The sequence below is a fragment of the Leifsonia sp. 2MCAF36 genome (genome assembly GCF_052115525.1).
In the GTDB taxonomy this organism is placed as follows: Bacteria; Actinomycetota; Actinomycetes; order Actinomycetales; family Microbacteriaceae; genus Leifsonia.
The window spans coordinates 119,866-144,203 of record NZ_JBFRGV010000008.1 but is presented as its reverse complement, the minus strand read 5'-3'; the positions used below and the strand labels follow the sequence as shown (position 1 = coordinate 144,203).

The 24,338-nt window shown below is 68.1% G+C and carries 25 protein-coding genes and 1 tRNA gene; 8 read left to right on the top strand and 18 right to left on the bottom strand.

Going from position 1 to position 24,338, the window contains the following annotated elements; translation table 11 throughout:
• The first annotated feature begins 64 nt into the window (after positions 1 to 64).
• Both AB4079_RS13680 and AB4079_RS13675 read left to right on the top strand, forming a co-directional pair.
• On the top strand, positions 65 to 2,872 hold the full coding sequence (locus AB4079_RS13680) for a hypothetical protein (protein ID WP_441787854.1): 2,808 nt from the start codon (positions 65 to 67) through the stop codon (positions 2,870 to 2,872).
• A 388-nt stretch (positions 2,873 to 3,260) separates the two neighbouring features.
• Positions 3,261 to 4,010 (top strand): NYN domain-containing protein, encoded by a 750-nt coding sequence (locus tag AB4079_RS13675; RefSeq protein WP_441787853.1) that lies wholly within the window; start codon positions 3,261 to 3,263, stop codon positions 4,008 to 4,010.
• Between the two features lie 150 nt (positions 4,011 to 4,160).
• On the opposite strand, the gene AB4079_RS13670 is transcribed toward AB4079_RS13675, so the two are convergent.
• A tRNA-Ser gene (locus AB4079_RS13670) sits at positions 4,161 to 4,250 on the bottom strand.
• An 87-nt stretch (positions 4,251 to 4,337) separates the two neighbouring features.
• Between AB4079_RS13670 and AB4079_RS13665 the strand changes: the two genes are divergently transcribed.
• Positions 4,338 to 5,129, top strand: a complete 792-nt coding sequence (locus AB4079_RS13665) for an SGNH/GDSL hydrolase family protein (protein WP_441787852.1) — start codon at positions 4,338 to 4,340, stop codon at positions 5,127 to 5,129.
• Here the strand turns inward: AB4079_RS13665 and AB4079_RS13660 are convergent.
• Positions 5,119 to 6,045, bottom strand: a complete 927-nt coding sequence (locus tag AB4079_RS13660; protein WP_441787851.1) for an alpha/beta fold hydrolase — start codon at positions 6,043 to 6,045, stop codon at positions 5,119 to 5,121. The two genes, AB4079_RS13665 and AB4079_RS13660, sit on opposite strands and share 11 nt — an antisense overlap.
• 139 nt (positions 6,046 to 6,184) lie before the next feature.
• Between AB4079_RS13660 and radA the strand changes: the two genes are divergently transcribed.
• A complete protein-coding gene (gene radA, locus AB4079_RS13655; protein WP_441787850.1) occupies positions 6,185 to 7,546 on the top strand; it encodes a DNA repair protein RadA in 1,362 nt (453 codons plus the stop codon).
• 102 nt (positions 7,547 to 7,648) lie between these two features.
• Positions 7,649 to 8,002: a YciI family protein gene (locus AB4079_RS13650; RefSeq protein ID WP_441787849.1), complete on the top strand. Its 354-nt coding sequence runs from the start codon at positions 7,649 to 7,651 to the stop codon at positions 8,000 to 8,002.
• Here AB4079_RS13650 and AB4079_RS13645 read toward each other — a convergent pair.
• The 4 genes from AB4079_RS13645 to AB4079_RS13630 all read right to left on the bottom strand — a co-directional run bounded on the left by AB4079_RS13645 (position 7,989) and on the right by AB4079_RS13630 (position 12,501).
• Positions 7,989 to 8,621, bottom strand: a complete 633-nt coding sequence (locus tag AB4079_RS13645) for a hypothetical protein (protein WP_441787848.1) — start codon at positions 8,619 to 8,621, stop codon at positions 7,989 to 7,991. The genes AB4079_RS13650 and AB4079_RS13645 overlap by 14 nt on opposite strands.
• Before the next feature lie 63 nt (positions 8,622 to 8,684).
• Entirely contained in the window at positions 8,685 to 9,203 is a 519-nt protein-coding gene (locus tag AB4079_RS13640) for an amino-acid N-acetyltransferase (RefSeq protein ID WP_441787847.1), read from the bottom strand.
• A 221-nt stretch (positions 9,204 to 9,424) separates the two neighbouring features.
• The gene (locus AB4079_RS13635) at positions 9,425 to 11,947 is read right to left on the bottom strand and encodes an ATP-dependent Clp protease ATP-binding subunit (RefSeq protein ID WP_441787846.1); all 2,523 of its coding nucleotides are present in this window, start codon (positions 11,945 to 11,947) and stop codon (positions 9,425 to 9,427) included.
• A gap of 131 nt (positions 11,948 to 12,078) precedes the next feature.
• Entirely contained in the window at positions 12,079 to 12,501 is a 423-nt protein-coding gene (locus tag AB4079_RS13630; protein WP_441787845.1) for a hypothetical protein, read from the bottom strand.
• A 57-nt stretch (positions 12,502 to 12,558) separates the two neighbouring features.
• On the opposite strand from AB4079_RS13630, the gene AB4079_RS13625 reads away from it, so the two are divergent.
• The 3 genes from AB4079_RS13625 (at position 12,559) to AB4079_RS13615 (ending at position 14,369) form a co-directional block, all read left to right on the top strand.
• On the top strand, positions 12,559 to 13,533 hold the full coding sequence (locus AB4079_RS13625) for a pirin family protein (RefSeq protein WP_441787844.1): 975 nt from the start codon (positions 12,559 to 12,561) through the stop codon (positions 13,531 to 13,533).
• Between the two features lie 144 nt (positions 13,534 to 13,677).
• Positions 13,678 to 13,959 (top strand): FitA-like ribbon-helix-helix domain-containing protein, encoded by a 282-nt coding sequence (locus AB4079_RS13620; protein WP_441787843.1) that lies wholly within the window; start codon positions 13,678 to 13,680, stop codon positions 13,957 to 13,959.
• On the top strand, positions 13,956 to 14,369 hold the full coding sequence (locus AB4079_RS13615; protein WP_441787842.1) for a type II toxin-antitoxin system VapC family toxin: 414 nt from the start codon (positions 13,956 to 13,958) through the stop codon (positions 14,367 to 14,369). Before AB4079_RS13620 ends, AB4079_RS13615 begins: the two co-directional genes overlap by 4 nt.
• Positions 14,370 to 14,385: 16 nt before the next feature.
• Here the strand turns inward: AB4079_RS13615 and cls are convergent, their stop codons facing one another.
• The 12 genes from cls to folE all read right to left on the bottom strand — a co-directional run bounded on the left by cls (position 14,386) and on the right by folE (position 24,337).
• The gene (gene cls / locus AB4079_RS13610) at positions 14,386 to 15,849 is read right to left on the bottom strand and encodes a cardiolipin synthase (protein WP_441787841.1); all 1,464 of its coding nucleotides are present in this window, start codon (positions 15,847 to 15,849) and stop codon (positions 14,386 to 14,388) included.
• A gap of 84 nt (positions 15,850 to 15,933) precedes the next feature.
• Positions 15,934 to 16,107, bottom strand: coding sequence for a hypothetical protein (locus tag AB4079_RS13605; protein ID WP_441787840.1), 174 nt, complete (start codon positions 16,105 to 16,107; stop codon positions 15,934 to 15,936).
• Between the two features lie 42 nt (positions 16,108 to 16,149).
• Positions 16,150 to 17,679, bottom strand: a complete 1,530-nt coding sequence (lysS, locus tag AB4079_RS13600; protein WP_441787944.1) for a lysine--tRNA ligase — start codon at positions 17,677 to 17,679, stop codon at positions 16,150 to 16,152.
• Positions 17,680 to 17,720: 41 nt separating this feature from the next.
• Positions 17,721 to 18,593: a pantoate--beta-alanine ligase gene (panC, locus tag AB4079_RS13595; protein ID WP_441787839.1), complete on the bottom strand. Its 873-nt coding sequence runs from the start codon at positions 18,591 to 18,593 to the stop codon at positions 17,721 to 17,723.
• Positions 18,594 to 18,631: 38 nt separating this feature from the next.
• Positions 18,632 to 19,456 (bottom strand): Rossmann-like and DUF2520 domain-containing protein, encoded by an 825-nt coding sequence (locus tag AB4079_RS13590; RefSeq protein ID WP_441787838.1) that lies wholly within the window; start codon positions 19,454 to 19,456, stop codon positions 18,632 to 18,634.
• A complete protein-coding gene (locus AB4079_RS13585; RefSeq protein WP_441787837.1) occupies positions 19,456 to 21,102 on the bottom strand; it encodes a PH domain-containing protein in 1,647 nt (548 codons plus the stop codon). The genes AB4079_RS13590 and AB4079_RS13585 overlap by 1 nt, the downstream gene beginning before the upstream one ends.
• Complete coding sequence (locus tag AB4079_RS13580; protein WP_441787836.1) at positions 21,099 to 21,584, bottom strand: PH domain-containing protein; 486 nt, start codon at positions 21,582 to 21,584, stop codon at positions 21,099 to 21,101. The genes AB4079_RS13585 and AB4079_RS13580 overlap by 4 nt, the downstream gene beginning before the upstream one ends.
• A complete protein-coding gene (locus AB4079_RS13575; RefSeq protein ID WP_441787835.1) occupies positions 21,568 to 22,047 on the bottom strand; it encodes a DUF3180 domain-containing protein in 480 nt (159 codons plus the stop codon). Before AB4079_RS13575 ends, AB4079_RS13580 begins: the two co-directional genes overlap by 17 nt.
• Positions 22,044 to 22,586 carry a 2-amino-4-hydroxy-6-hydroxymethyldihydropteridine diphosphokinase gene (gene folK, locus AB4079_RS13570; RefSeq protein ID WP_441787834.1) on the bottom strand — a complete coding sequence of 181 codons (543 nt, stop codon included), beginning with the start codon at positions 22,584 to 22,586 and terminating at the stop codon, positions 22,044 to 22,046. Before folK ends, AB4079_RS13575 begins: the two co-directional genes overlap by 4 nt.
• Positions 22,583 to 22,966: a dihydroneopterin aldolase gene (gene folB, locus AB4079_RS13565; protein ID WP_441787833.1), complete on the bottom strand. Its 384-nt coding sequence runs from the start codon at positions 22,964 to 22,966 to the stop codon at positions 22,583 to 22,585. Before folB ends, folK begins: the two co-directional genes overlap by 4 nt.
• A complete protein-coding gene (gene folP, locus AB4079_RS13560; protein WP_441787832.1) occupies positions 22,959 to 23,762 on the bottom strand; it encodes a dihydropteroate synthase in 804 nt (267 codons plus the stop codon). The genes folB and folP overlap by 8 nt, the downstream gene beginning before the upstream one ends.
• Complete coding sequence (gene folE, locus AB4079_RS13555) at positions 23,759 to 24,337, bottom strand: GTP cyclohydrolase I FolE (RefSeq protein ID WP_441787831.1); 579 nt, start codon at positions 24,335 to 24,337, stop codon at positions 23,759 to 23,761. Before folE ends, folP begins: the two co-directional genes overlap by 4 nt.
• Position 24,338 lies beyond the last annotated feature (1 nt).

Here is a 24,338-nt window from a genome sequence, read left to right as displayed (position 1 = left end):
GAACGATGACGACAATCGGATTCTCACTCATGCGAGGACGCGCGGGCGACGCGCAGGAATGGCGGTGCTCGGAGCGTTGACGCTCGGGGCGTCATTGATTGCCGCTCCCGCCGCACAAGCGGCCAGCGCACCGCCGGCCACAGCGCAGATCACGGTCAACGGCGCAAGCGGAGGACGCACCTTCGACGGTATCGGTGCGGTCTCCGGAGGCGGGGCGACCTCACGGTTGCTGCTCGACTATCCCGTCGCCCAGCGCGACCAGATTCTGGACTATCTCTTCGAGCCGAACTACGGGGCGTCGCTGCAGCTCCTGAAAGTCGAGATCGGCGGCGACACGAATACGACGGACGGGTCCGAGTCGAGCCACGAACACGCACGCGGCGTCGTGGACTGCAACGCGGGATACGAGTGGTGGCTCATGAAGGAAGCAGTCAGACGCAATCCGAACATCAAGCTCGGTGCGCTGGCGTGGGGGGCGCCTGGCTGGATCGGTAATGGCGAATACTATTCGGACGACAACATCGAATACATGCTGGACTGGCTGGGATGTGCGAAGAGCCAGGGTCTGACGATCGACAACATGGGCGTGCGGAACGAGCGCACGTACGACGCCGCGTGGATCAAGCAGTTCCGTGCTGCGCTCGACAAGGCCGGTTATACACGAGTGCGCATCATCGCATCGGACGAAGCCGCCTCTCACGGGGCATGGCCGATCGCCGACGCTATGGCGGCCGATCCCGCACTGAACGACGCGGTCGGCCTTCTCGGCAATCACTATTCGACGGGCCCGAGTTCTGACACAGCGCAAACTCTGAACAAGCCGTTGTGGGTCTCAGAGGGAGGGCCGTGGTCGGCCGAATGGGGTGCGGGCGGCGCGCTCAAGTCGATCCCGGCCGAGCTGAATCACAACTACATCCAGGGGCGCATCACGGGCGACGAGATCTGGAACCTGATCACTTCGTACTATGAGGGGCTCAGCATCTCCGATGCGGGCCTCATGCGAGCGAACACCCCGTGGTCGGGCGAATACACGGTTCAGTCCGCGATCTGGGCGATGGCGCAGACGACGCAGTTCACGCAGCCCGGTTGGCACTATCTGGACGATTCGAGCGGGTACCTGGACAACAGCGACCAGGACCAGGGCAGCTACGTGTCCCTCCGTTCACCGCGTGGCGGCGACTGGAGCACTGTGATCGAGAACATCGGCACGACAGCGCCGCGCACGGTGACGTTGTCGACCACAGGTGGACTCAAGAAAGGCCCGCTCCACGTCTGGCAGACCACCGCAACCCAGTCGTTCGAGCGCCAAGCGGACCTCCGCATCGATGGTCAGGGTCAATACACCGTAACCATCCCTGCCAACTCGACCGTCTCCATCACCACGACAAGTGGCCAGCACCACGGTGATGCTGCCGGACCGGCCGCTTCCGCCTTCCCGTTCCCATTCACCAGCAGTCTGGCGACAGGTGGAGCGAGCGGACAGACGCCGTACTTCTCCCAGATGGAGGGAGCGTACGAGGAGCGTCCGTGCCATGCGGGTCGAAGCGGCACCTGTCTGGCGCAGGTCTCACCGCAACCGGCGATCTCGTGGGCAGCCTGGAAGCAGCCCGCCGGAATCGTCGGCGACCTCGACTGGAGCAACTACACGACGAGCGTGGACACCTACATTCCAGCCGGTGGCACCGGCGAGATACTGGGCCGCGCCGGGAGTGCAGCCATGCCCTCTGTACCCAATGGATATGGTCTGACCCTCGCCGCTGATGGATCGTGGTCGGTCGGCAAGGGCGTCGGCGGCCGCACGTGGCAACAGCTCTCGGCCGGCCAGTTGGGCGGCGCATCCACCGGATGGCACACTCTCGCTCTCGGGTTCGCGGGCAACGACATCACGGCATCCATCGATGGTGAACAGGTCTCGTCTGTGACGGATAGCGACTGGCAGTCTGGCATGGTCGGCCTCTCGGGAAACTACGCCGCTACCCAATTCCAGAACCTCTCGGTGAAACCATTGGCCGACGTTGCCACGGTGGACGACTCGGTGCAGGGCGACGGCGGCATCGCCTACACAAGCACTGACTGGGAGCACTGCGGCTCCAGCCACAAGGGCAAGGGCTGCGAAGGATTCACGCCTGACGACATCTCGAGCGCCTACGGTGGCACCGTGAGCGCGAGCAACCGAGCAGGTGCCACAGCGACGGTGAACTTCACCGGAACCCAGGTCAAGCTCTACGGCGTGCTCAGCCGTTCAGGCGGCGCAGCCGACCTCACCGTCGACGGGTCATCTCCTGCAACGCTGTCGTTCGCCACCGCAGGTGGGAGAAACGGCGCAGCCTCCGGGCTCGTGTGGGAAAGCCCGGTGCTGCCGTCCGGTCCGCACACACTGAAGGTCGTCGTCGCCGGTTCGCACGGCGGCAACGGATGGGTCGGAATCGACCGGATCGACAGTATCCCGGGGCTGGCGGGGCCCAGCTCGGTGGATGACCAGAGCACCGGGCCTGGACTCGGTCGATTCGACTACGCGGGAAGCGGCTGGGTGAGCTGTCCCGGCTGCATAAACCGGCCTGGCCTCTTCCACTCGTCGGAGACCTCGTCGACCAATCCTGGAGACACCGCGACGTTCGCCTTCCGCGGCACGAGCGTCGACCTGTATGGGCTGCGTGCGTCGAATCAGGGAATCGCCGAAATCTCCATCGACGGCGCCCCTGCGGTTGAGGCGGACTTCTACGGAAAGGTGCGACAAGGCAATCAGCTGATATGGCAATCGCCGACGTTGGCTCCTGGCACCCACACGCTGACGATCACGGTCGCAGGCAAGGGAGCGGAGCACGCCTCCGGTACCGAGATCGGCGTCGACAGGGCCGTCGTGAATCCGTAAGCTCGTCCGACGTCCGAGGCCGCCGGCTCGGGCACCAATCGAGGAGAACCGTGATGCTCTCTCGACCGAGGGAAGGAAACTCCTGCCGAATCGTCGTCAGGCCAGGTAGGAATTGCGCTGCGCCAGGCACGTCGTCGAAACCGGAATTTCTCGTCGAGCCGCTGGAACAGCTGTGCACCGAAAAGCAGGCCACGCCTCGGCCGCGATGACGCTGGATGTGTACGCCGACCTCTTTGATGATGACCTGGACGCCGTCTCTACCGCTCTCCATGAAGCGAGAGCTCGGTCAATCTGATCGCTGGTGTCGAATTCGACACCGGCTGGACGCGAGCAGCGCTGCGGTCCTCCGCTCCGGCCGCAAGCAAACCTGAGATGCCATGCTTGTCGAATGGCTCAGCCGAATGACCTACTTGCCGTGCTCGTTGACGCGGACAACGTCTCGCCCTCGAGAATTGGAGCAGTTCTCGCCGAAGTCGCTCGATTCGGGACGGCGTCGGTAAAGCGCATCTACGGCGACTGGACCAGGCCGAACCTGGCGAGCTGGAAGCCCGTCGCGAGCGAGCACGTCATCCAGCCGATCCAGCAATTCGCCAACACAGCCGGCAAGAACGCGACCGACAGCGCACTCATCATCGATGCGATGGATCTGCTCTACACACGCCGATTCTCCGGATTCTGCATCGTGTCCTCGGACAGCGACTTCACACGACTCGCCTCTCGAATCAGGGAGGAAGGTGTCACCGTCTACGGGTTCGGTGAGCGCAAGACGCCCGAAGCGTTTCGCAACGCATGCGACCGGTTCACCTACCTCGACGTGATCGAGGAGGTCGACGTGCCCAACTCCAAGGCCGCGCCCACCCGCGTGGCATCGGCGAGTCTCCGTGGCGACACGAAGCTCGTTTCCGGATTGCGTACGGCTGTGGCGACGGCAGCTGGTGAAGACCTCTGGGCCAACCTCGCCACTGTGGGTCATCTAGTGCGAGCGCAGCAGCCGGACTTCGATTCTCGAAATTGGGGCTACGCGAAGCTTTCGGATTTGATTCGCGCTACGGAACTCTTCATCGTCGAGCCGCGCAGCGGTGGGGGTTATCAGGTACAGAACCGCCGGAAACCCGCGGAGGCAGAGCCCTCAAGGTGAGGCCGCGACAGGCAACTACCCCTCAGATGCTGCCCCAAGAGGCAGCAACAACGTAACGGGCAAAGTGTGGGTTGTAGGCAAATCGCCTCTTCTGGGAAAGGGAAAACCCCCGGATCCCTGGTAAACGCTGGGATCGCGGGGGCTTGCACATGGCGGTACCGGTGGGATTTGAACCCACGGTGGGCTTTCACCCACACAACTTTTCGAGAGTTGCACCTTCGGCCGCTCGGACACGGTACCGCGGACCATCGTACGCGATTCCGGCGATCCTCTCCAATCGGGTGGGAGCCCGTGGCGGGGTCGGTGGTCCGGGGTACTGTTCCGTGCATGGGAGCACTCCGTCGCATCGTCGTCGCGGCCGCGAGCCTCGTGGCCACGACTGCTCTGGCGGGCGTCGGCTGGCAGCGGGTTCAGGCGAAGCGGGTGGCAGTGGCGGAGGGGCGCGTTCGGCTGAACGAGCTGCTGCCGGTGCACTCCAAGTGGTGGCGGGATGCGGCCAAAGACCCGGGCGAGCTGCTGTACGTGGCCATCGGTGACAGCGCAGCGCAGGGCATCGGTGCCTCGGCGCCCAAGAACAGCTACGTCGGCGTGATCGCGGACCACCTGCGGGCGGTCACCGGGCGGACGGTGCGGGTCGCCAACCTGTCCGTCTCCGGGGCGACGGTCGCGCTCGCGGTCGCCGACCAGCTCCCCCGCTTCAACTCGCTCCAGCCCGACATCGTGACGGTCTCCATCGGTGCGAACGACATCGCCTCCTTCGACCCCGAGCGCTTCCGGTCCGGATTGCGCGCGGTCTTCGCCGCCCTGCCGGACCATGCCATCGTGGGCGACCTCCCCTACTTCTTCCTGCCCTGGAACGAGCGCCTCGTCGCCGAGGGCAACCGCATCCTGCGCGAGGAGGCGACGGCGCGCGGGCTGCAGGTCGCGCCGCTCCACGAGACCATGCGCCACGAGGGCCTCCGCGGCGTCTTCACGCAGTTCGCCGAAGACCTCTTCCACCCGAACGACCACGGCTACCGGGTGTGGGCTTCCGCGTTCCTGCCGGCTGTCACCGCGCGGGCGCGTGCACTGTACCCGCGACGCGGCGAGGTCGTAGAGCGCGAGGCGATCAGCGCCTGACGTCCGCGGGAGCCAGGTGCGAGAGGATGCGTCCCCAGACCGGCACGATGGCCAGGTGGCCGACACCCGGCACCATCTCCAACCGCGCGTCCGGCAGAGACCGCTGATACCAGGCGGCGTGGGCGTGGCCGGCGAGCGGGTCCGCCTGGCCCGCGATGACCAGCGTCTTCGCGACGACATCGGCGAGATCGAAGCCCCACGGCCGGGCGGTGTAGCTGAGGATGTCGCCGGCCACCCCACGTGTCCCCTGGCGGAACGCCTCCTTCAGCATCCGCCCCAGACGGTCGTGCACGCCCCGCCCGGCGAGCGCCTGCTCATCGGCGGCGCCGACCCCCAGAAGGTCCAACGGGACCTCGCCGGGCTCCGAGGCGGCGTCGACGGCATCGGCCTGCGGCTGCAGCATGGCGCCGAGACGGGCCATCGCCTCGTCAGGCGGCATCGCTCCCAGCTGATCGGAGAGCGCTTGCAGCTGCGGGTCGATCCACGGCACGGCCTCGTTGGGCGCCGGCGTGCCCACGATGGCGACCCGGTCGACCAGTTGCGGATGCCGGGCGGCCACAGCGAGCGCAATCCGTCCGCCCGCCGACCATCCCGCGACACCGACCGAGCGCGGACGCGAGCCGCCGATGACGCTCTCGGTGACCAGGATGGAGCGGATGTACTCGGCAACGTCGTCGGCAGCGCGCACGATGCTCGGCCAGCTGCCCGCCGGCCATGGGTCGCTCGAACCGTAACCCGGGCGATCGATCGCCACGATGTGGGCGTTGCGCTCTGCGGAGGCGCCAGGGTCGGGATCGAAGGCCGAGGAGCCGGGCGCGGCGTGGCAGAACACCACGATGCGCTCGGCGTCGGGGTCGCCGAAAACGGACAGCCCGACGGCCCGACCGGAACGGAGCGTGAACGTGAGATCAGCCATGCGGCCCATTCTGCACTCGGCCACCGACGCACAGAAGTGCTCACATCCACCGGTCGGGACAGGATGTCCACAGGTCGCCGCGATCCTCCCTGCGATGACAGTGGCTCCCCGTAGTGTGGACCCCGATCGAGGAGGTGCCGTGCCGAAGGCGTCCATCAACTACCGCTGCTCCGAATGCGGCTGGAACACGGCCAAGTGGGTCGGCCGTTGCCCAGAATGCGAGGCCTGGGGCACGGTCGCCGAGACGGCCCAGCCCACCGGTGTACTCCGAGCGCTCAAGCCGGTCAGCATCGCGGCCGGTCGGGAAGCTCGCTCGATCGTCGACATCCAGGCCGACAGCATGCCGCGGCGCCCGAGCGGCATCGGGGAGTTCGACCGGGTTCTCGGCGGCGGCATCGTTCCCGGCGCGGCCATCCTGCTGAGCGGTGAACCGGGAGTCGGCAAGTCGACGCTGCTGCTCGAGGTCGCGTCCCGGGCGGCCCGCGCGCGCAATCGCGTGCTCTACGTCAGCGCAGAAGAATCCGTGAGCCAGGTCAGGATGCGCGCCGAGCGCACCGGAGCCGTTCACGACGAGCTCTACCTGGCCTCCGAGACCGACCTGGCCACCATCGTGGCTCAGATCGACGCCGTCAGACCGACGCTGGTCATCATCGACTCGGTGCAGACCGTGTCCAGCAGTTCGGCCGAAGGCATCGTCGGAGGGCCGAGCCAGGTCCGCGAAGTGGCCAGCGCGCTGGTGCGCATCGCCAAGGAGCGGGACCTGCCGATCCTGATCGTGGGACACGTCACCAAGGACGGGTCGATCGCCGGCCCCAGACTGCTCGAACACCTGGTCGATGTGGTGTGCCAGTTCGAAGGCGACCGGCAGACCGCCCTGCGGTTCGTACGTGCGCTGAAGAACCGCTTCGGACCGACGGACGAGGTCGGGTGCTTCGAGATGGCCGGAGACGGCATCGCCGAAGTGTCCGACCCCAGCGGGCTCTTCCTGAGTCGAACCTCGACCCCGGTGTCCGGCACCTGTGTCACCGTGGCGATGGAGGGCCGGCGACCGCTTCCCGTCGAAGTTCAGGCGCTGGTCGTCGGTACGACGGCGCCCAACCCGCGCCGCGTCACGAATGGTGTGGATTCGTCCCGCGTCGCGATGCTGCTCGCGGTGCTCGAGCGCCGGGCCGGGATCAAGCTCGGCGACAAAGACGTGTACGTCTCCACCGTCGGCGGGGTGCGACTGGCCGAACCGGGCGCCGACCTGGCGATCGCCCTCGCGATCGCGTCCGCCGCCACCGAGCGGGCCATCCCGCACACGCTCGCCGCCTTCGGCGAGATCAGCCTGGCCGGCGAGATCCGACCCGTTGTCAGCGGAAAGCAGCGCACCGCGGAAGCCACGCGCCTCGGGTTCACCACACGCGTCGACGACCGGAGCGCCTCCATCCGCGAAGCGCTCCGCCTCGCCTTCGCAGCAGCCAAAACCGACCGCGAACGCGAGCTCGACGCAGCGTTCTGATCTCGACGGCGTCCCTATCGTGTCGCCGTTCGGATCGAGTCGAAACCGACGGACGCCGTTCGACGCCCTGTTAACGACACCCACGTCACGGAAGGACCGATCATGCCGCAGTACGCCATCTTCATCTACTCCGACACCACCGCAGCGCACGACGACGCCGAGCTCGCGGAACACGACCAGCACTCGGCCGACCTCATCCGCGCAGGCGCCCTCACCGCCGCGTACGCGCTCGGGGCCCCGAACGCCGCCAAGGCCCTGCGCCGCGACGGCATCACCGACGGCCCATACACCGAGAGCAAAGAGATCATCGCCGGCATCGGCATCATCGAGGCCGCCGACGAGGAGGCAGCGCTCGCCCTGGCCCGGCAGAACCCGGCGATGCGGCACGGCTCCGGAGTCGAAGTCCGGGAGATCGTCGGCGCTTACACGCGCGGGAACGAGGTCACTGCAGAATGATCTGCTTCGTCTCCGAGCTCTTGATGCCCGAGACGCTGGTCTCCAGGTGGTACGAGGCACCAGCGGCGGGCACCTGCGGCCGGTTCGCCTGACAGGTGGACGGGTCCGACCGCGTGCGATCCCACGTGATCGGCGCCTGAGACGAGATCGTCTTGCCCGGCTGCAGCAGCACCTCCGCATCCACCTTGTCGGTCTGGCAGTCCGTCGACTTCCAGTAGACCTCTGAACCGCTGGTGATGGTGAACTGCTGCTGGGCGGTCCCGGCGTCGATGGTGCACGATGCGGACCCGGTGTTCGTCAGTGCGACCGAAAGCTGCGGCAGCTCGCCGGCGGCATACGTGGCCTTGTCAGTGACGGCCACCACCTTCACGTCAGCCGGCTTGCACGGTTGGCCGGAAGCGGACGCACTACTGGTCGGGATGCTCGTCGCGACCGGCGAGGCGCTGTGCGACGCACCGGCAGCCGCCTTCGGAGCGGGTTCGCCGTTCGACGCCCCCGGGCGCACGACGATCAGCACGATGATCACGACGACGGCGACCGCGCCGAGGAGGACGATGAGCCGGCGACGCCAGTAGACGCTGCTGGGCTGAGGGCCGACCGGGTTCTTGAACGTCGACATGCCCGCACTATAACCAGCGGCGCGCCGCTGTAACGGCAGGCGCGCCCGCCGCCACGGGAGCGCTCAGAGACGCTTCAGCATGCGCGTGTTGCCGAGCGTGTTCGGCTTCACCCGCGCGAGGTCCAAGAACTCGGCGACGCCCTCGTCGTGCGAGCGCACCAGCTCCGCATACAGCTGGGGGTCGACCGTCTCAGACCCCATGTCGACGAAGCCGTTGCGTGCGAAGAAGTCGACCTCGAAGGTCAGGCAGAACAGCCGATCCAGGCCGAGCTTCCGAGCGTCCGCCTCCAACCGACCCAGCAGCGAACGGCCGACACCCTTGCCGAGCCATTCGCTCTCGACGGCAAGCGTGCGCACCTCCCCCAGGTCGCTCCACATCACGTGCAGCGCCCCGCACCCGATAAGCCGGCCGTCGGCGTCCTCCGCCACCCGGAACTCCTGAACCGCCTCGTAGAACGTGACGGTCTCCTTGCCCAGCAGGATGCGTCGCTGCACGAGCGGCTCCACGAGCTCCTGGATGCGCTGGACGTCACCGGTCCGCGCGCGACGGATACTGAACCCTGGTCCGCTGTCGCTCACCATTCCACCCTACCGAGTGCGCGGGCAGCGTCCCGCCGCCCCTGGTCCCCCGTGCGCGAGAGCGACGAGTAGCTACAAGATGTCGCAACTGGTGCGGGATAGCCGCAACGACTCACGACTCGACGCTCGAGGGTCGTACTGGTGCGCGGCAGCGTCCCGCCGCCCCGAAACGCAGAACTGCCGGTGCCCGAATGGGGCACCGGCAGTTCTGGTGAGGCTGAGGCTCAGTCGTTCGCGGCGAGGTCCGGCGTGGCCGGGCCCGTGCCGATCGCGGCGGCCGCGTTGATCCCGGCGCCGATCGGCTCCTGGCGGGCCGTCGTCGTGAAGACGAACTCCCCGTCGGCGAAGTCGACGTGGACGTGGTCGCCCGCGTTCAGCTCGCCGTGCAGGATCCTCTCGCTCAGGCGGTCCTCGATCTCGTGCTGGACCGCGCGACGCAGCGGACGAGCGCCGAGCGTCGGGTCGAACCCAACCTCGATCAGCCGCTCCTTCGCCGGTACGGCCAGCTCGATGGTCATGTCGCGGTCGAGCAGACGCGTCGACAGCCGCTTGATGAACAGGTCGACGATCTGCAGCAGCTCGCTCTTGTCCAGCTGCGGGAAGACGATGATCTCGTCGACACGGTTCAGGAACTCGGGCTTGAAGTTCTTCTTCAGCTCCTCGTAGACCTTGCCGCGCATCCGGTCGTAACCGGTCTGCGAGTCACCCTCGATCACGAACCCGACGGGGCCGCCGGAGATGTCCTTCGTTCCGAGGTTGGTGGTCATGATGATCACGGTGTTCTTGAAGTCGACCACGCGACCCTGACCATCCGTCAGACGTCCCTCCTCCAGGATCTGGAGCAGTGAGTTGAAGATGTCCGGGTGCGCCTTCTCGATCTCGTCGAACAGGACCACGCTGAACGGCTTGCGGCGGACCTTCTCGGTGAGCTGGCCGCCCTCCTCGAAGCCGACGAACCCGGGAGGGGCACCGAACAGGCGGGAGACCGTGTGCTTCTCGCCGTACTCCGACATGTCGAGCGCGATCATCGCCGACTCGTCGTCGAACAGGAACTCGGCGAGCGCCTTCGCCAACTCGGTCTTACCGACACCGGTGGGGCCGGCGAAGATGAACGAGCCGGACGGACGCTTCGGGTCCTTCAGCCCCGCACGGGTGCGACGGATGGTCTTGGAGAGCGCCGAGATGGCCTCCTCCTGACCGATGACGCGCTGGTGAAGCGCCTTCTCCATGAAGACGAGCCGGGCCGACTCCTCCTCGGTGAGCTTGAACACCGGGATGCCCGTGGCCTGGGCCAGCACCTCGGCGATGAGTCCCTCATCCACCTCGGCCGTGGTCTTCACGTCGCCCGAGCGCCACTGCTTCTCGAGGCGGAGACGCTCGCCGAGGAGGTTCTTCTCCTCGTCGCGCAGGCTCGCGGCCTTCTCGAAGTCCTGGTCCTCGATCGCTGCTTCCTTCTGGGAGCGCACGCCGGCGATCTTGTCGTCGAACTCGCGCAGCTCCGGCGGAGCCGACAGGATCGAGAGGCGCAGGCGGGCGCCGGCCTCGTCGATCAGGTCGATGGCCTTGTCCGGGAGGAAGCGGTCCTGGATGTAGCGGTCGGCGAGGTTCGCGGCCGAGACGATCGCGCCATCGGTGATGGACACCTTGTGGTGCGCCTCGTAACGGTCGCGCAGCCCCTTGAGGATGTTGATCGTGTGGGGCAGCGACGGCTCGTTCACCTGGATCGGCTGGAACCGGCGCTCGAGCGCGGCGTCCTTCTCGAAGTGCTTGCGGTACTCGTCGAGCGTGGTCGCGCCGATGGTCTGCAGCTCACCCCGGGCGAGCAGCGGCTTCAGGATGCTGGCCGCGTCGATCGCGCCCTCTGCGGCACCCGCCCCGACGAGGGTGTGGATCTCGTCGATGAAGGTGATGATGTCGCCGCGGGTGCGGATCTCCTTGGTGACCTTCTTCAGGCGCTCCTCGAAGTCACCGCGGTAGCGGGAGCCGGCGATGAGCGAGCCCAGGTCGAGCGTGTAGAGCTGCTTGTCCTTCAGCGTCTCCGGAACATCGCCGCGGACGATCGCCTGCGCGAGCCCCTCGACGACGGCGGTCTTGCCGACGCCGGGCTCACCGATCAGCACCGGGTTGTTCTTGGAGCGGCGCGACAGGATCTGCATCACGCGCTCGATCTCTTTCTCGCGCCCGATCACCGGGTCGAGCTTGTTGTCGCGGGCGGCCTGCGTCAGGTTGCGGCCGAACTGGTCGAGGATCTGGCTACCGGCCTGCGCGGTGGTCTGATCGTTGCCGCCGACCTGGACCTGCTCCTTGCCCTGGTAACCGGAGAGAAGCTGGATCACCTGCTGGCGGACGCGGTTGAGGTCGGCTCCCAGCTTCACGAGCACCTGAGCTGCGACGCCCTCGCCCTCGCGGATGAGCCCGAGCAGGATGTGCTCGGTGCCGATGTAGTTGTGGCCGAGCTGCAGCGCTTCGCGGAGGCTGAGCTCCAGGACCTTCTTGGCGCGCGGGGTGAACGGGATGTGCCCGGTCGGCTGCTGCTGGCCCTGGCCGATGATGTCCTGGACCTGCTCGCGGACGGCGTCCAGCGAGATGCCGAGCGACTCGAGCGCCTTGGCAGCGACGCCCTCACCCTCGTGGATCAGGCCGAGCAGGATGTGCTCCGTCCCGATGTAGTTGTGGTTGAGCATCTTGGCCTCTTCCTGGGCCAAAACGACGACCCGGCGGGCGCGGTCGGTGAATCTCTCGAACATGTCTACTCCTCGGCGACACCGTTGCAGGTTCGGCGTCGATACAAAGAGAGTAACCACCGCTTCCCCGCCTTCGTGGGCCTGTTCGCCATGGGCGTGACGCGGCCGGCGCCGGCGGGCGGATTGTGCTGTCGTCAGCCTTGCCGGGAGGGCAGCGTGAGCGTGGTGTCGGGCAGCACGACCTTGACCTGTCCGGTCTTGGCGACGTGGTCCGGCGTGCCGAAAACCGTGGTGTGGGCGACGAAGTCGTGCGTGCAGATACCGCCGGGGGCCGGGGCGAGGGTAGCCCGGATGGTGCGCTCGTCGGTGGCCGTCACATTCTGCACCTTCGGCGGGCACGTCGAGCTGCCGTAGAGCACGATGGCCAACTGTGAGCCGTCCTCCAGCCACGCCGCCCAGGAGGCGCCGCCCGCGCTGCTGGCCGGGGCCTCGATCCCCTTGGGTTCACCGGAGTAGTCCTCGAGCGGCCTGCTCGGCTGGGTGCCGCATCCGGTGAGCACCGCGACGGCCGCCAGCGCGGCGACGGCGGAGAGGGCGCGGGGGCGGGTCAGGGGCACAGCACCATTCTAGGAAACCCAGGCTGCAGGGTCGCCGCAGAAGCCTAGGATGCCGCTATGAGCAACCTGGAGCGCGACCCCGCCGAGCTGGTGGCGGAGACCAGCGTGCTCACCGATACCCGGGTGGAGATCCTCGAGCCGAGGGATGTTCCGCTGGGCGGTCCCCGAGCGATGACCGTGCGTCGCACGCTCCCGCAGCGTCGCCGCTCTCTGATCGGCGCCTGGTGCTTCATCGACCACTATGGACCTGACGACCTTTCGACGACCGGTGGGATGCGCGTGCCGCCGCACCCGCACACCGGCCTGCAAACCGTCAGCTGGCTGTTCGAGGGCGAGATCGAACACCGGGACAGTGTCGGCACGCATGCGCCGGTGCGCCCCGGCGAGCTGAATCTGATGACGGCGGGACACGGGATCAGCCATTTGGAGGTCTCGACGCCCGGCACCGTCCGGCTGCACGGCGTGCAGCTCTGGGTGGCGCTGCCTGCGGCCTTCCGCGACGTCGCTCCGTTCTTCGAGCACCACGCCCCCGTGCCGGCACGCTTCGGCGCTGCGACCGTGCGAACGTTCGTCGGAGCACTGGCCGGAAGCGGGACGGCTGCGACGGTGTTCTCGCCCCTGATCGGGGCCGAAATCGCACTGCCGGCGGGAACGACGGTCGAGGTGCCGCTGGACGAGTCTTTCGAGCACGGCGTCCTCGTCGATACGGGCGATGTGGTGATCGAGGACGTCGCCGTGCCGGTCTCGCACCTGGGCTACCTTGCGCCCGGGCGGAGCACGGTGTCGCTGCGCGCAGAGTCCGACGCTCGCCTGGTGCTCCTGGGCGGCGAGCCGCTCGGCGAGCAGATCGTCATGTGGTGGAACTTCATCGGGCGCAGCCACGAAGACGTGGTCGCCTTCCGGGCGGCCTGGCAGAGCGAGGTCATCGCCGGGGACGATCCGGAGGGACGGTTCGGCACGGTCGACGGCTACGACGGTTCCGCGCTCCCGGCACCGGAACTGCCGACGGTCCGGCTGCGTCCCCGCGGCTGACACCTTCGTCCACAAGCCGGATCCTGGACAGGTTCTGCACCGATTCGACGAGCCCTCTTCTCGCGTGCCCCCAGTGGATCAGAATAGAGGTCACGTGCATGCAAATCGGTTGCATCTGCATGCGCCCCGTATTAGCCTCGACCTATGGGAGTCACCGTGCAAGTAAGAGATCTGGACCCGGCCGTCAACGAGCGCCTCAAGGGGGCGGCAGCAGCCAAAGGGCTGTCGTATTCCGAGTATTTGCGAAGAGAGCTCACCCGCCTGGCCGAGAAGCTGCGCATCGAGGAGCGCTGGAGCGAAGTGAAGGGGTCGCACAACGTCACGACGAGGCTGCTGACTGCGAACACCGACCGGCGACGGCCTCTGCTCGACATCACGACCGAAGAGGTCGTCCAGGGCATCCGGGAAGACCGGGACAGCCGATGAAGGCGGCGGTCGTCGATTGCAGCGCGGTGGTCGAACTGCTTACGAAACAGGGCCTGGTTGCGTTCGAAGACAATCCGGAGCTCGCCGAATGCATCCTCGTGGCTCCCCATCTGCTCGATCCGGAGTTCCTCAGCGCCATGCGCCGACATGCGATCCTGATTCCGGAGCCCGCTCAGGATCGTGAACAGGTGATACTCGCCTTCTATCAGCTCGACATCATGCGGATGGAACACGAACCGTTGTGGGCAGAGGCGTGGAGGTGGCGCCACAACCTGAGTGCCTACGATGCCATGTATGTGGCGCTCGCCCACCTCTTGGAGGTTCCCTTGCTGACGGCGGACGAACGGCTCGCCTCTGTGGCGGCTCGCTGGTGCGAGGTTCGGCGAGTGAGCGAGCTGCAGGCCGCCTGAAGCGCCTGCGGCTTCGTCACTGGAGCGCGGAGGTGAGGCGAGCCAGGTTGTCGAGGACGGTGGAACGCAGGGGCTGCTTCATCCATTCGTCGAGCGTGAGCTCACGGCTGTCCTTGCGGTAGCCGTCCTCGACCTTGCGCATCTCTTCGACGAAGGACTGGCCGCGGACCATCAACGAAACCTCCATGTTCAACTGGAAGGAGCGCATGTCCATGTTGCTGGAACCGATGACTGCGACGTCGTCGTCGATGGTGAAGTGCTTCGCATGAAGAATGTACGGAGCCTTGTACATCCAGATGCGTACGCCGGCGCGCAGCAGAGCCTCGTAGTACGAGCGTTGCGCGTGGTACACGAGCGCCTGGTCCCCCACCTCGGAGACGAACAGCTCCACCGCAATACCCCGCTGCACAGCGGACGTGACGGCCATGAGCATCGACTCGTCCGGCACGAAGTACGGCGACGTGATCACGATGCGCTCCTGCGCGTAATACAACAAGGCGAGGAAGAGCCGGAGGTTGTTCTCGCCGGCGAACCCCGGGCCCGAGGGTACGACCTGGGCGTCCAGCTCGTTCTCGTCGACGTCGTCGGTGATCGGTTCTCGCTCGCGGCGCAGCAGCTCGTCGGTCTCGCTGTACCAGTCGGTGATGAAGATCGCGTTCAGACCGGCCACGACCGGGCCCTCGACGCGGACGATGAGTTCTTTCCACTTCAGCCCGCGCCGGATGTTCGACTTCTTGTTGTAGCTGCGGTCGATGATGTTCTGCGACCCCATGAACCCGACGCGGCCGTCGACGATGAGCAGCTTGCGATGGTTGCGAAGGTCCGGTCGCTGGTACTTGCCGCGGAACGGCTGGACCGGAAGCATCAGGTGCCATTTGGCACCCATCGCCGTGAGGCGCTTCTTGGTCCGCTTGTAGTCGGGCGTCCGCAGCGAGGCGATGTGGTCGAGGAGGACACGGACCGTCACCCCGCGCTTCACCGCCTGCTCGAGCTCGTCGAACAGGGGCGCCGTGGTCCTGTCGAGCGTCAAGATGTAGAACTCGATGTGCACATACCGGCGAGCCGCGCGGATCTCGTCCGCCATGGCGTCCAGCGAACCCTGGTAGTCGCCGATCAGCGAAGCCCGGTTGCCGCCGACGAGCGGCATCGCGCCCAGCTTGCGGTTGAGTTCGACCACTCCTTCGAGCCACGGCGGCCACGGGTGATCGCGCCGCACCCTCTCGATGCCCTCGGTGCTCTCGATGATGAAGCGGTTGATCTCGTCCTGCTTCTGTCGCCGACCCTTCGGGAGCTTGTAGCTGCCGATCAGCAGGAAGAACAGGATGCCGATGTACGGGATCAGGAAGATCGCGAGCAGCCAGGCGGTCGCCGACGTGGGCTTGCGGTTCCGCGGAACGATGATGACCGCCAGAACACGGATGACGAAGTCGACGAGGAAAGCAAGAACGATGGACAGCGAGAGCCAGAACCCCGTGTCCATGTACACGTCCCTCCGGTGGTCGCAGCGGAACGCGGCGGCGGCGTCCTCAGGGATACCGTATCGGACGACGTGAGCGTCGGCAGGTCAGGGCTTCGGCGCGAGTCCGCGGCGCGCTCGCTCCTCGGCCTCCAGCCGGGTGTACGCCTTGCGCTCGTTACGGTCGGCGCGCACGATCGCGCGCATGATCGCCCAGAAGAGCAGACCGACCAGAACGGTCGGCGCGAGAGCCCAGACGATACCGCTGATGACGTCGTTCATAACGCGACCATGCTAACGCGCGCGCCTGGGAGGCGAGCCACGCTACTTCACCAGCGGGAACAGGATGGTCTCGCGGATGCCCAGGCCGGTGAGTGCCATCAGCAGGCGGTCGATGCCCATGCCCATGCCGCCCGTCGGCGGCATGCCGAATTCCAGCGCCCGCAGGAATTCCTCGTCGAGACGCATGGCCTCGTTGTCGCCGGCGGCGGCCAGCTTCGCCTGCTCGACGAACCGCTCGCGCTGCACGACGGGGTCGACCAGCTCGGAGTACCCGGTCGCCAGCTCGAAGCCGCGCGTGTACAGGTCCCACTTCTCGACGACGCCGTCACGGGAGCGGTGCGCACGCACCAGCGGGCTGGTGTCGACCGGGAAGTCCATCACGAACGTGGGTCGCACGAGGTCCGTCTTGACGTAGTGCTCCCACAGCTCCTCGACATACTTGCCGGCGAGCGGGTGCTCGATCTCGATGCCGGCCAGCGCGGCCAGCTCACGGAGCCGTTCGATCGGGGTCTCCGGCGTGATCTCCTCGCCGATCGCCTCCGACAGGCTGTCATACATCCGGATGCGGTCCCACTCGCCGCTCAGGTCGTACTCGGTGCCGTCCGCCCACGTCACCACGTGCGAGCCGGAGATCGCGACGGCGGCATCCTGGATCAGCTTCTGGGTGAGATCGGCGATGGAGTTGTAGTCGCCGTACGCCTCGTAGGCCTCGAGCATCGCGAACTCCGGCGAGTGCGTCGAGTCGGCACCCTCGTTGCGGAAGTTCCGGTTGATCTCGAACACCCGGTCGATGCCGCCGACGACGGCGCGCTTCAGGTACAGCTCCGGCGCGATGCGCAGGTACAGGTCGGTGTCGAAGGCGTTCGAGTGGGTGACGAACGGACGAGCCGAGGCGCCGCCGTGCATGACCTGCAGCATCGGGGTCTCGACCTCGACGAACTCGCGCTCGCCGAAGGTCCGGCGGAGGCTGGCGACCGCCGCCGCACGGTCCAGTACGGTCTTGCGGGCCTGCTCGCGCGCGATCAGGTCGAGGTAGCGGGCGCGGACGCGGGTCTCCTCGCTCAGTTCGTTGTGCAGGTTCGGCAGGGGAAGCAGTGCCTTCGCCGCGATCCGCCACTCCTGCGCCATCACCGACAGCTCGCCGCGGCGGCTGGAGATGACCTCGCCGGAGACGAAGACGTGGTCGCCGAGGTCGACGAGCTCCTTCCACGCGACCAGCGACTCCTCGCCGACGGCAGCCAAGGACACCATGACCTGGATGCGCGAACCGTCGCCCGACTGCAGGACCGCGAAGCACAGCTTTCCGGTGTTCCGCAGATGGACGACGCGTCCCGCGATACCGACGACCTCGCCGGAGACCTCGTCCGGCTGCAGATGCCCCCACGTCGCCCGGACCGCCGGGATGGTCGTGGTGATCGGGACCTGCACCGGGTAGGCGCCGCCGGCGGCACTCTCCGCCTCGGCCAGCAAGCGGTCACGCTTGCTCAGGCGGACGGCCTTCTGCTCGCTGACGTCGTCCTCGCCGAGCTGGTCGTCGCCCAAGTCGGCCGCGGTGGTCTGCGCGTCGGTCATCGCTGTCTTTCCGTTCGAGGTGGCGGTGGTGGTCGCCCAGGTCACGTCGTGAGGCGCTTGTTGTCGATCAGCCGGGTCGTGCCGACCCGCGCCGCGATCAGCATCAGGGCGGGACCGTGGTGATCACGCGACGCCTCGCGGAAGGAATCCGGTTCGACGATCGCGAGATAGTCAAGCTTAACCGCAGGCTCGGCCTCCACGCGTGCGTGCGCGGCCTCCAGCGCTGCGCCGACACCATCCGGTGCCGCGTCGGCTGCCGCGGCGAGCGCATGCGAGAGGGTGACGGCGGCGAGCCTGTCATCCTCCTGGAGGTAGCGGTTGCGGCTGGAGAGCGCGAGACCGTCCTCCTCGCGCACCGTGTCGACCACCGCGATGGCGACGGGGAGATTCAGGTCGTCGACCATCCGGCCGATGAGGTGAACCTGCTGGGCATCCTTCTGGCCGAAAACGGCGACATCCGGCTGCACGATGTTGAAGAGCTTGCTGACGACCGTCAGCACGCCATCGAAGTGGCCGGGACGCGAGGCGCCCTCGAAGTGGCTGCCGGCTTCACCGGCCACCACGCGCGTCTGCGAGGGGCCGTTCGGGTACATCTCGGCGGCCGTCGGTGCGAAGACGACGTCCGCGAGGCCGTCCAGCGCCGCGACGTCGGAGTCCAAGGTGCGCGGGTAGCGGTCCAAGTCCTCCCCCGGGCCGAACTGCAGCGGGTTCACGAAGATCGACACCACGACGAAGCCACCGAGGTCACGCGCGTTCGACACCAGACGCAGGTGGCCGTCGTGCAGCGCTCCCATCGTGGGCACCAGCACGACTCGGCCCACCGGGGCGTCCGCCGGGCCGTCCTGCCGCGCGACGCGACGGGCGTTCGCGACCCGGGCTCGCACGTCGGCGATGGTAGTGATGATCTCTGGCATGCGCACCCCTCCGGCCGGTGGCACCGGCCGGAACAAGGCTACTCGCCGCGCAGGAACCAGCCGCGCCCGTCGTCGCCGGGGGTGCCATCCCCCGGGTGCCCTTCGCCTTGCCCGTCCTTCAGAGCGTCCAGCACTTCTTCGACACCCAACCGGGTCGGCGCACCGGCCCGGGTGAGCGCGTTGTCCACGGCCGAGCGGATGAGCGAGCTGAGGAAGGAGCCAGGGTTGTCGACCCCGATGCTCTGCAGCAGACCGGTGGACTGCTCGACGATCGAGCGCGAGAACGACGTCGCCGTCGCGATCGCCTCCGCATAGGCCGGCCGGTCCTCCTCGGCCACGACGACAGGCTCGCCACCCATCTCCACCACCAACGCTTGCGCGATCGGGAGCACGGGGGCCGGAGCGGTCACCGCGAAATAGCTTTCGGCCAGCCGGGTGAGATCGAGGCTCGTGCCGGTGAACTCCAGCGCCGGGTGCACAGCGAGCGGGATCGCGCCGGCTGACGCCGCAGGCCCGAGAACGTCGATCCCGAACCCCGGCGCCGTGTGCAGCACGATCTGCCCGGGCTGCCACGTTCCAGTCGCCGCGAGCCCGGCGACGAGCGTCGGCAGTTCGGCGTCCGGAACGGCGAGAATGACGAGCTCGCTCCGCTCCACCACCGTGGGCACGTCGAGGATGGGGACGTGCGGCAGCATCCCCTGCGCGCGCTCACGACTCGACTCGGAGACCGCTGAGATACCGACGATCGCATGACCGGCGCCGGCGAGCGCAAGCCCGAGCACCGGTCCGACGCGGCCAGCACCCACGATGCCGAGGCCCAGGCGCCCGGAACGCTGCGACGGGGGACGGGCGGACGGGAGCATCAGTGTTCCTCCTCGATCTCGGGCGGCTCGGCAGCAGCAGCATCCGACGGAAGGCCCCAGCGATGGCTGCGGTCGACGGCGGCAGCCGCCACCGCCCGCGCCGACACCTCCTCGAACAGCCGCACCCCGTTCTCCGCGTCGATGGCGGCGAGGCGCGGCCGGACCGGCCCCGACACGGTGTGGAACCGTGCTTCGGCGAGCCCGAGCGCTGCATCCAGAGGCCCCTGCTGCAGTTCCAGGCTCTGCAGTCGGGCGAGCGGGACGATCGCGAGGCTCCGCCAGACGAAGCCCCGACGCAGCAGGATGGCGTCGTCGACGAGGCGAAACCCGGTGCGCTGCCACGAGATCGGGCGGATCCAGACGGCGCGTCGGGGGCTTCCGGTGAAGTCGTCACGTCCGGCCGAAACCATCCCCGACTCGATGAGCCCGCGGTGCGCCTCGGTCGCGAACCCGGGGAGCACGAGCGACAGCACCCGCGACACGTCCGCGGCGTCGCCGACCGGGAGCATCGTGGTGTTCGGCTGTCCGGCCGCGCCCTTCTCGCGCGAATGCCCGGCCGTGTCGATCCGGATCTGCCACCACCCGAACGGCCGCCACAGCAGGGGCTGCAGCACCTCGACGGCGTGGATGCGCCCGGGCGGCAAGGTCTCGTTGCTGGTGGTCAGCAGTCCGAAGCCGACGCGGACTCCGTCCGCTGTGCCCGCGATGGAGTAGCGGAGCGACTTCGTGAACCGGTTGATGTAGAAGCTCGCCGAGCCGATCAGCCCCGGCAGCACCACGATGAGCAGCCAGAGAGCTCCGCTCGAGGCGCCCCAGATGAGGAACGCGACGACCACGACGACGAACACGGTGAACCCGCTCAGCAGGAGCGAACCGAACAGCCGCAGCGGCGGGATCTTCACCACTGATTCGGGCGGCGCGGCGTTCGGGTCGAGCTCGGGCGCCAGGAATTCGGTGACGCGCCGGCCGACCAGGTCGCCCACGCCCGCCACCCGGGAACCCGCGGCGGCAGCACCCGCCGCGGGGATGCCGGCACCTGCCAAGCCGGTCGCTGCCGCCTCCGCCGCGCGCACCCCCGACGCGAGCCGCAGCACATCCCCGCGCAGCCCGTCCGCCAGCGTCGAACCCAGGTAGGCGAGCTGAACGTTCGCGTCGTGACCGGCGACCGAGATGTCGAGCTTCGCCGCCCCGACGAGCCGGGCGATCACCGGGCGCACGACGTTGACGCCCTGGATGCGGTCCAGCCGGGCCTTCCGCTGCGTGCGGAACAGGATGCCGCTGCGCACCTCCACCGCGTCGCCCGTGATCCGGAAGCTGTGCATCCGCCACGAGAGGTAGAAAGCGCCGAGGCAGAGCAGGAGGACCACGGCGACGCCGAGCAGCGCCCAGCCCTCCCAGCCGTGATTGTAGATCGCGTCGAGCGGGTCGCCACCGTAGTCCGGCGCGCCGACGAAGAAGCTGATCAGGCGCTCTCGCAGGTTGGAAAGCACGAACCCGAACACCGCGATGAAGACGATGCCGCCGCGCAGCAACGGGGTCGCCGGATGCAGTCGGTGCCACTCGCCGTCGGTGTACCGCTCCGCCGCGCGCTCCGCCCGCGACAGAACCGGTGCGGACTCCGGCCCGCGGGCCTGCGGCGCGCTCACAGCCCCGCCCGCCTGCTCTCCGCCAGCTCGACGAGCCGGTCGCGCAGTTCCGCCGCCACCGGCTCCGGCAACCCCGGAACCATGACGCCGGTGGAGGCGGCAGCTGTGACGAACTTGAGGTCGGCCAGCCCGAGCATCCGGCTCACCGGTCCCCGGTTGATGTCGATCAGCTGCATCCGGCCGTAAGGGACGGAGACGAACCGCTGGAACATGATCCCGCGACGGAACAGCAGGTCGTCGTCACGGAGCCGGTACCCGATGGACCGCGCCCGGCGCGGTGCGATCACCAGTGCGGTGATGGTCACAACGACGACGGCCGCGAGCACGACCCAGCCGAAGCTCCAGCCGCCGACCAGCCAGAGGAAGACGCTCGCGGCGGACAGCACGAGTCCGGTGATCACGGTGCTCGCGATGACCACGACCACGTACTTGGGCGAGACGCGCTGCCACTCGCCGACGCTGAGGTCAATCCGTCGGGACATGGACGTTCTCCGTGCGCTCATCGTCGTCGCCGGGTGGGAGGGTGCAGAACAGCTCCGCGATCAGTCCCGCCACGAGAAGGATCACCGCTCCGGCCGTCGCCAGCGCGGTCAAGAGGATGGCGTTGCCGCTGGGCAGCACATCCCTGGTCAGCAGGTAGGCGCCGACACCGACCCCGGCGCCGACGAGCAGCGCGCCGCTGAGGCTGCACGCCTTCGCCAGCACCACGATGCGCGTGGCCTGGAACGGGTCGATACGTCGCACGCTGTGCCCGCGGACCGCCCGGCGGATCGGCACCGCGAACGCCACGACGATTATCGCCACCGCCACGAGGGTGATCGGCAGGGTGAGAGGCGGCACGAAGATTGCCGCGCCCATGCTGGAGGTCGCGAGTTCGGCCAGGAAGCCGATGACGAGGCCGGCGACGGCCAAGCCGATGATCGAGGTGGGGCGGGTGCGATTCACGAGCAACCCTCCCACAGCTGGACCGGGTCGGTGGCGCGAGCAGCGAGTTCGGCGACGGGTCCGTGGCCGGCGAGCTGCGCATCCGGGTCGACGTCGAGCCAGGGGACGAGCACGAAGGCGCGCTCGTGGGCGCGCGGATGCGGGAGAACGATCCGGGGGTCGTCGTCCGACACCATCCCGTCGACGTCGACGATGTCGATGTCGATGGTTCGGTCGCCCCAATGCTCCTCGCGGACACGACCCAGCTGAGCCTCCACGGCGTTGACCGCACCCAGCAGCGCGAGCGGCTCGAGAAGCGTGCTCACCAGGGCGACCGCGTTGAGGTAGGCGGGCGCCTCGACGTCGATCCCATCGGGCTTCAGCGCGGGCGTCTCGTACAGCCGGGACACCGACCTGATGACGATCCCCGGCTGGTCGCGCAGCGCGTCGACCGCCGCACGGATCGTCGCGGCGCGGTCGCCGAGGTTGCTGCCGAACGCGAGCACGGCGGGCACGCCGACGCGCATCCGGACCGGCTTGCCGATCGGGGCGGCGTTCACTGTCGACTCCTCGTGATGCGGACCGCGACGTCGCCGAACGGCACGCTGATCGGCGCCTGCGGCTTGTGCACGGTCACCTCGACGACGTCGACGGGCTCGTGCACCAGCACGGTCGCCGCAATACGCTCGGCGACCGTCTCGATGAGGTCGACGGGGTCGCGCTCCACGGCGGCCACCACCTCCTCGGCCAGCTCGCCGTAGTGCACGGTCGCGCCCAGGTCGTCGCTCGACGCCGCCGTCGACAGGTCGAGCCATGCGGTCACGTCGACGACGAAGTCTTGACCCTCCGCCCGCTCGAAGTCGAAGACGCCGTGGTTCGCGCGCACGCGCAACCCCGTCAGGACGATCGAGTCGGCCGGCCGCGCGTGGATGCTACTCATCTCGTCCAGCTTGCCACGACCGAACCACGTCGAGGGCGATCCGTGTCGACGGCACGTCGTGAACCCGGACGGCCCAAACCCCGGCCTGCGCTGCGAGCGCCGAGATCACCGCGGTGGGTGCGTCGCGGTCCTCGGCGGGCGCGCCCTCCGGCAGCAGCGCGCCGAGGAACCGCTTGCGGGACGCCCCGATGAGCACCGGGTAGCCCAGTGTCTCGATCTCGTGCAGCCCGGCGAGAACCTGCCAGTTGTGCCGAGCGTTCTTCGAGAACCCGAGGCCGGGGTCCAGGATGAGCTTGGCCGGGTCCACCCCGCGCCGCACCAGGTCGTCGACCCGGGCCGACAGCTCCGCCCGGACCTCGGCCACGGTGTGCTGGTAGACGGCCCGCGAATCGGCCGCGTCCAGTCTGCCGCGCCAGTGCATGACGACGTAGTGCGCCCCCGAGTCGAGCACCGCATCCGGCATCCCGGGGTCCGCAAGGCCGCCCGAGACGTCGTTGATGATCGCCGCCCCGGCTTCGACCGCAGCGCGTGCGGTTGAGGCGTTCAGCGTGTCCACGCTCACCGTCACGCCCTGGGCAGCGAGTTCCCGGATGACGGGGACCACCCGGCTCTGTTCCTCGACCGGGTCGACGCGGACAGCGCCCGGGCGGGTGGACTCGCCGCCCACATCCACCAGGTCGGCGCCCTGCGCGATCAGGTCGAGCCCGTGCTCGATCGCCGCCTCCGGTTCGAGCCAGAGGCCGCCGTCGCTGAACGAGTCCGGCGTCACATTGAGGACGCCCATGATGAGCGTCACTCGGCGCCGCGTCCGATCAGCGCCATGAGCTCGGCGCGGGCGGTTGCGTCGGCGTACGCGCCGCGGGCGGCGACGGTCACCGTCGTACTGCCGGTCTGCCGCGGACCGCGCGTCGTCACGCAGGCGTGGGAGGCGTCGAGCACGACGAGCACACCGCGCGCGGCGGCGCCCTCCTCGATGGTGTCGGCGATCTGCTCGGTCAGCCGCTCCTGGATCTGCGGCCGCGCCGCGAGCGTCTCGATGACGCGCGGGATGCGGCCCAGCCCGATCACCGTGTCGCCGGGCAGGTACGCGACATGCGCGACGCCGGTGAACGGCAGCAGGTGGTGCTCGCAGACGGAACGGAACGCGATGTCGCGCAGCAGGACGGTCTCCGCCTGCCTGTCCCCCTCGAGAGGCACCGGCTCGCCGAGGTCGGCGACGGCATCCCGACCGAGGCCCGCGAAGAACTCGGCGTAGGAGTCCGCCACCCGCGACGGCGTGCTCGTAAGACCCGGACGCGACGGATCCTCGCCGATGGCGGCGAGGATCTCGACGACGGCCGCTTCGATGCGCGGACGATCGATGCCGGTCATG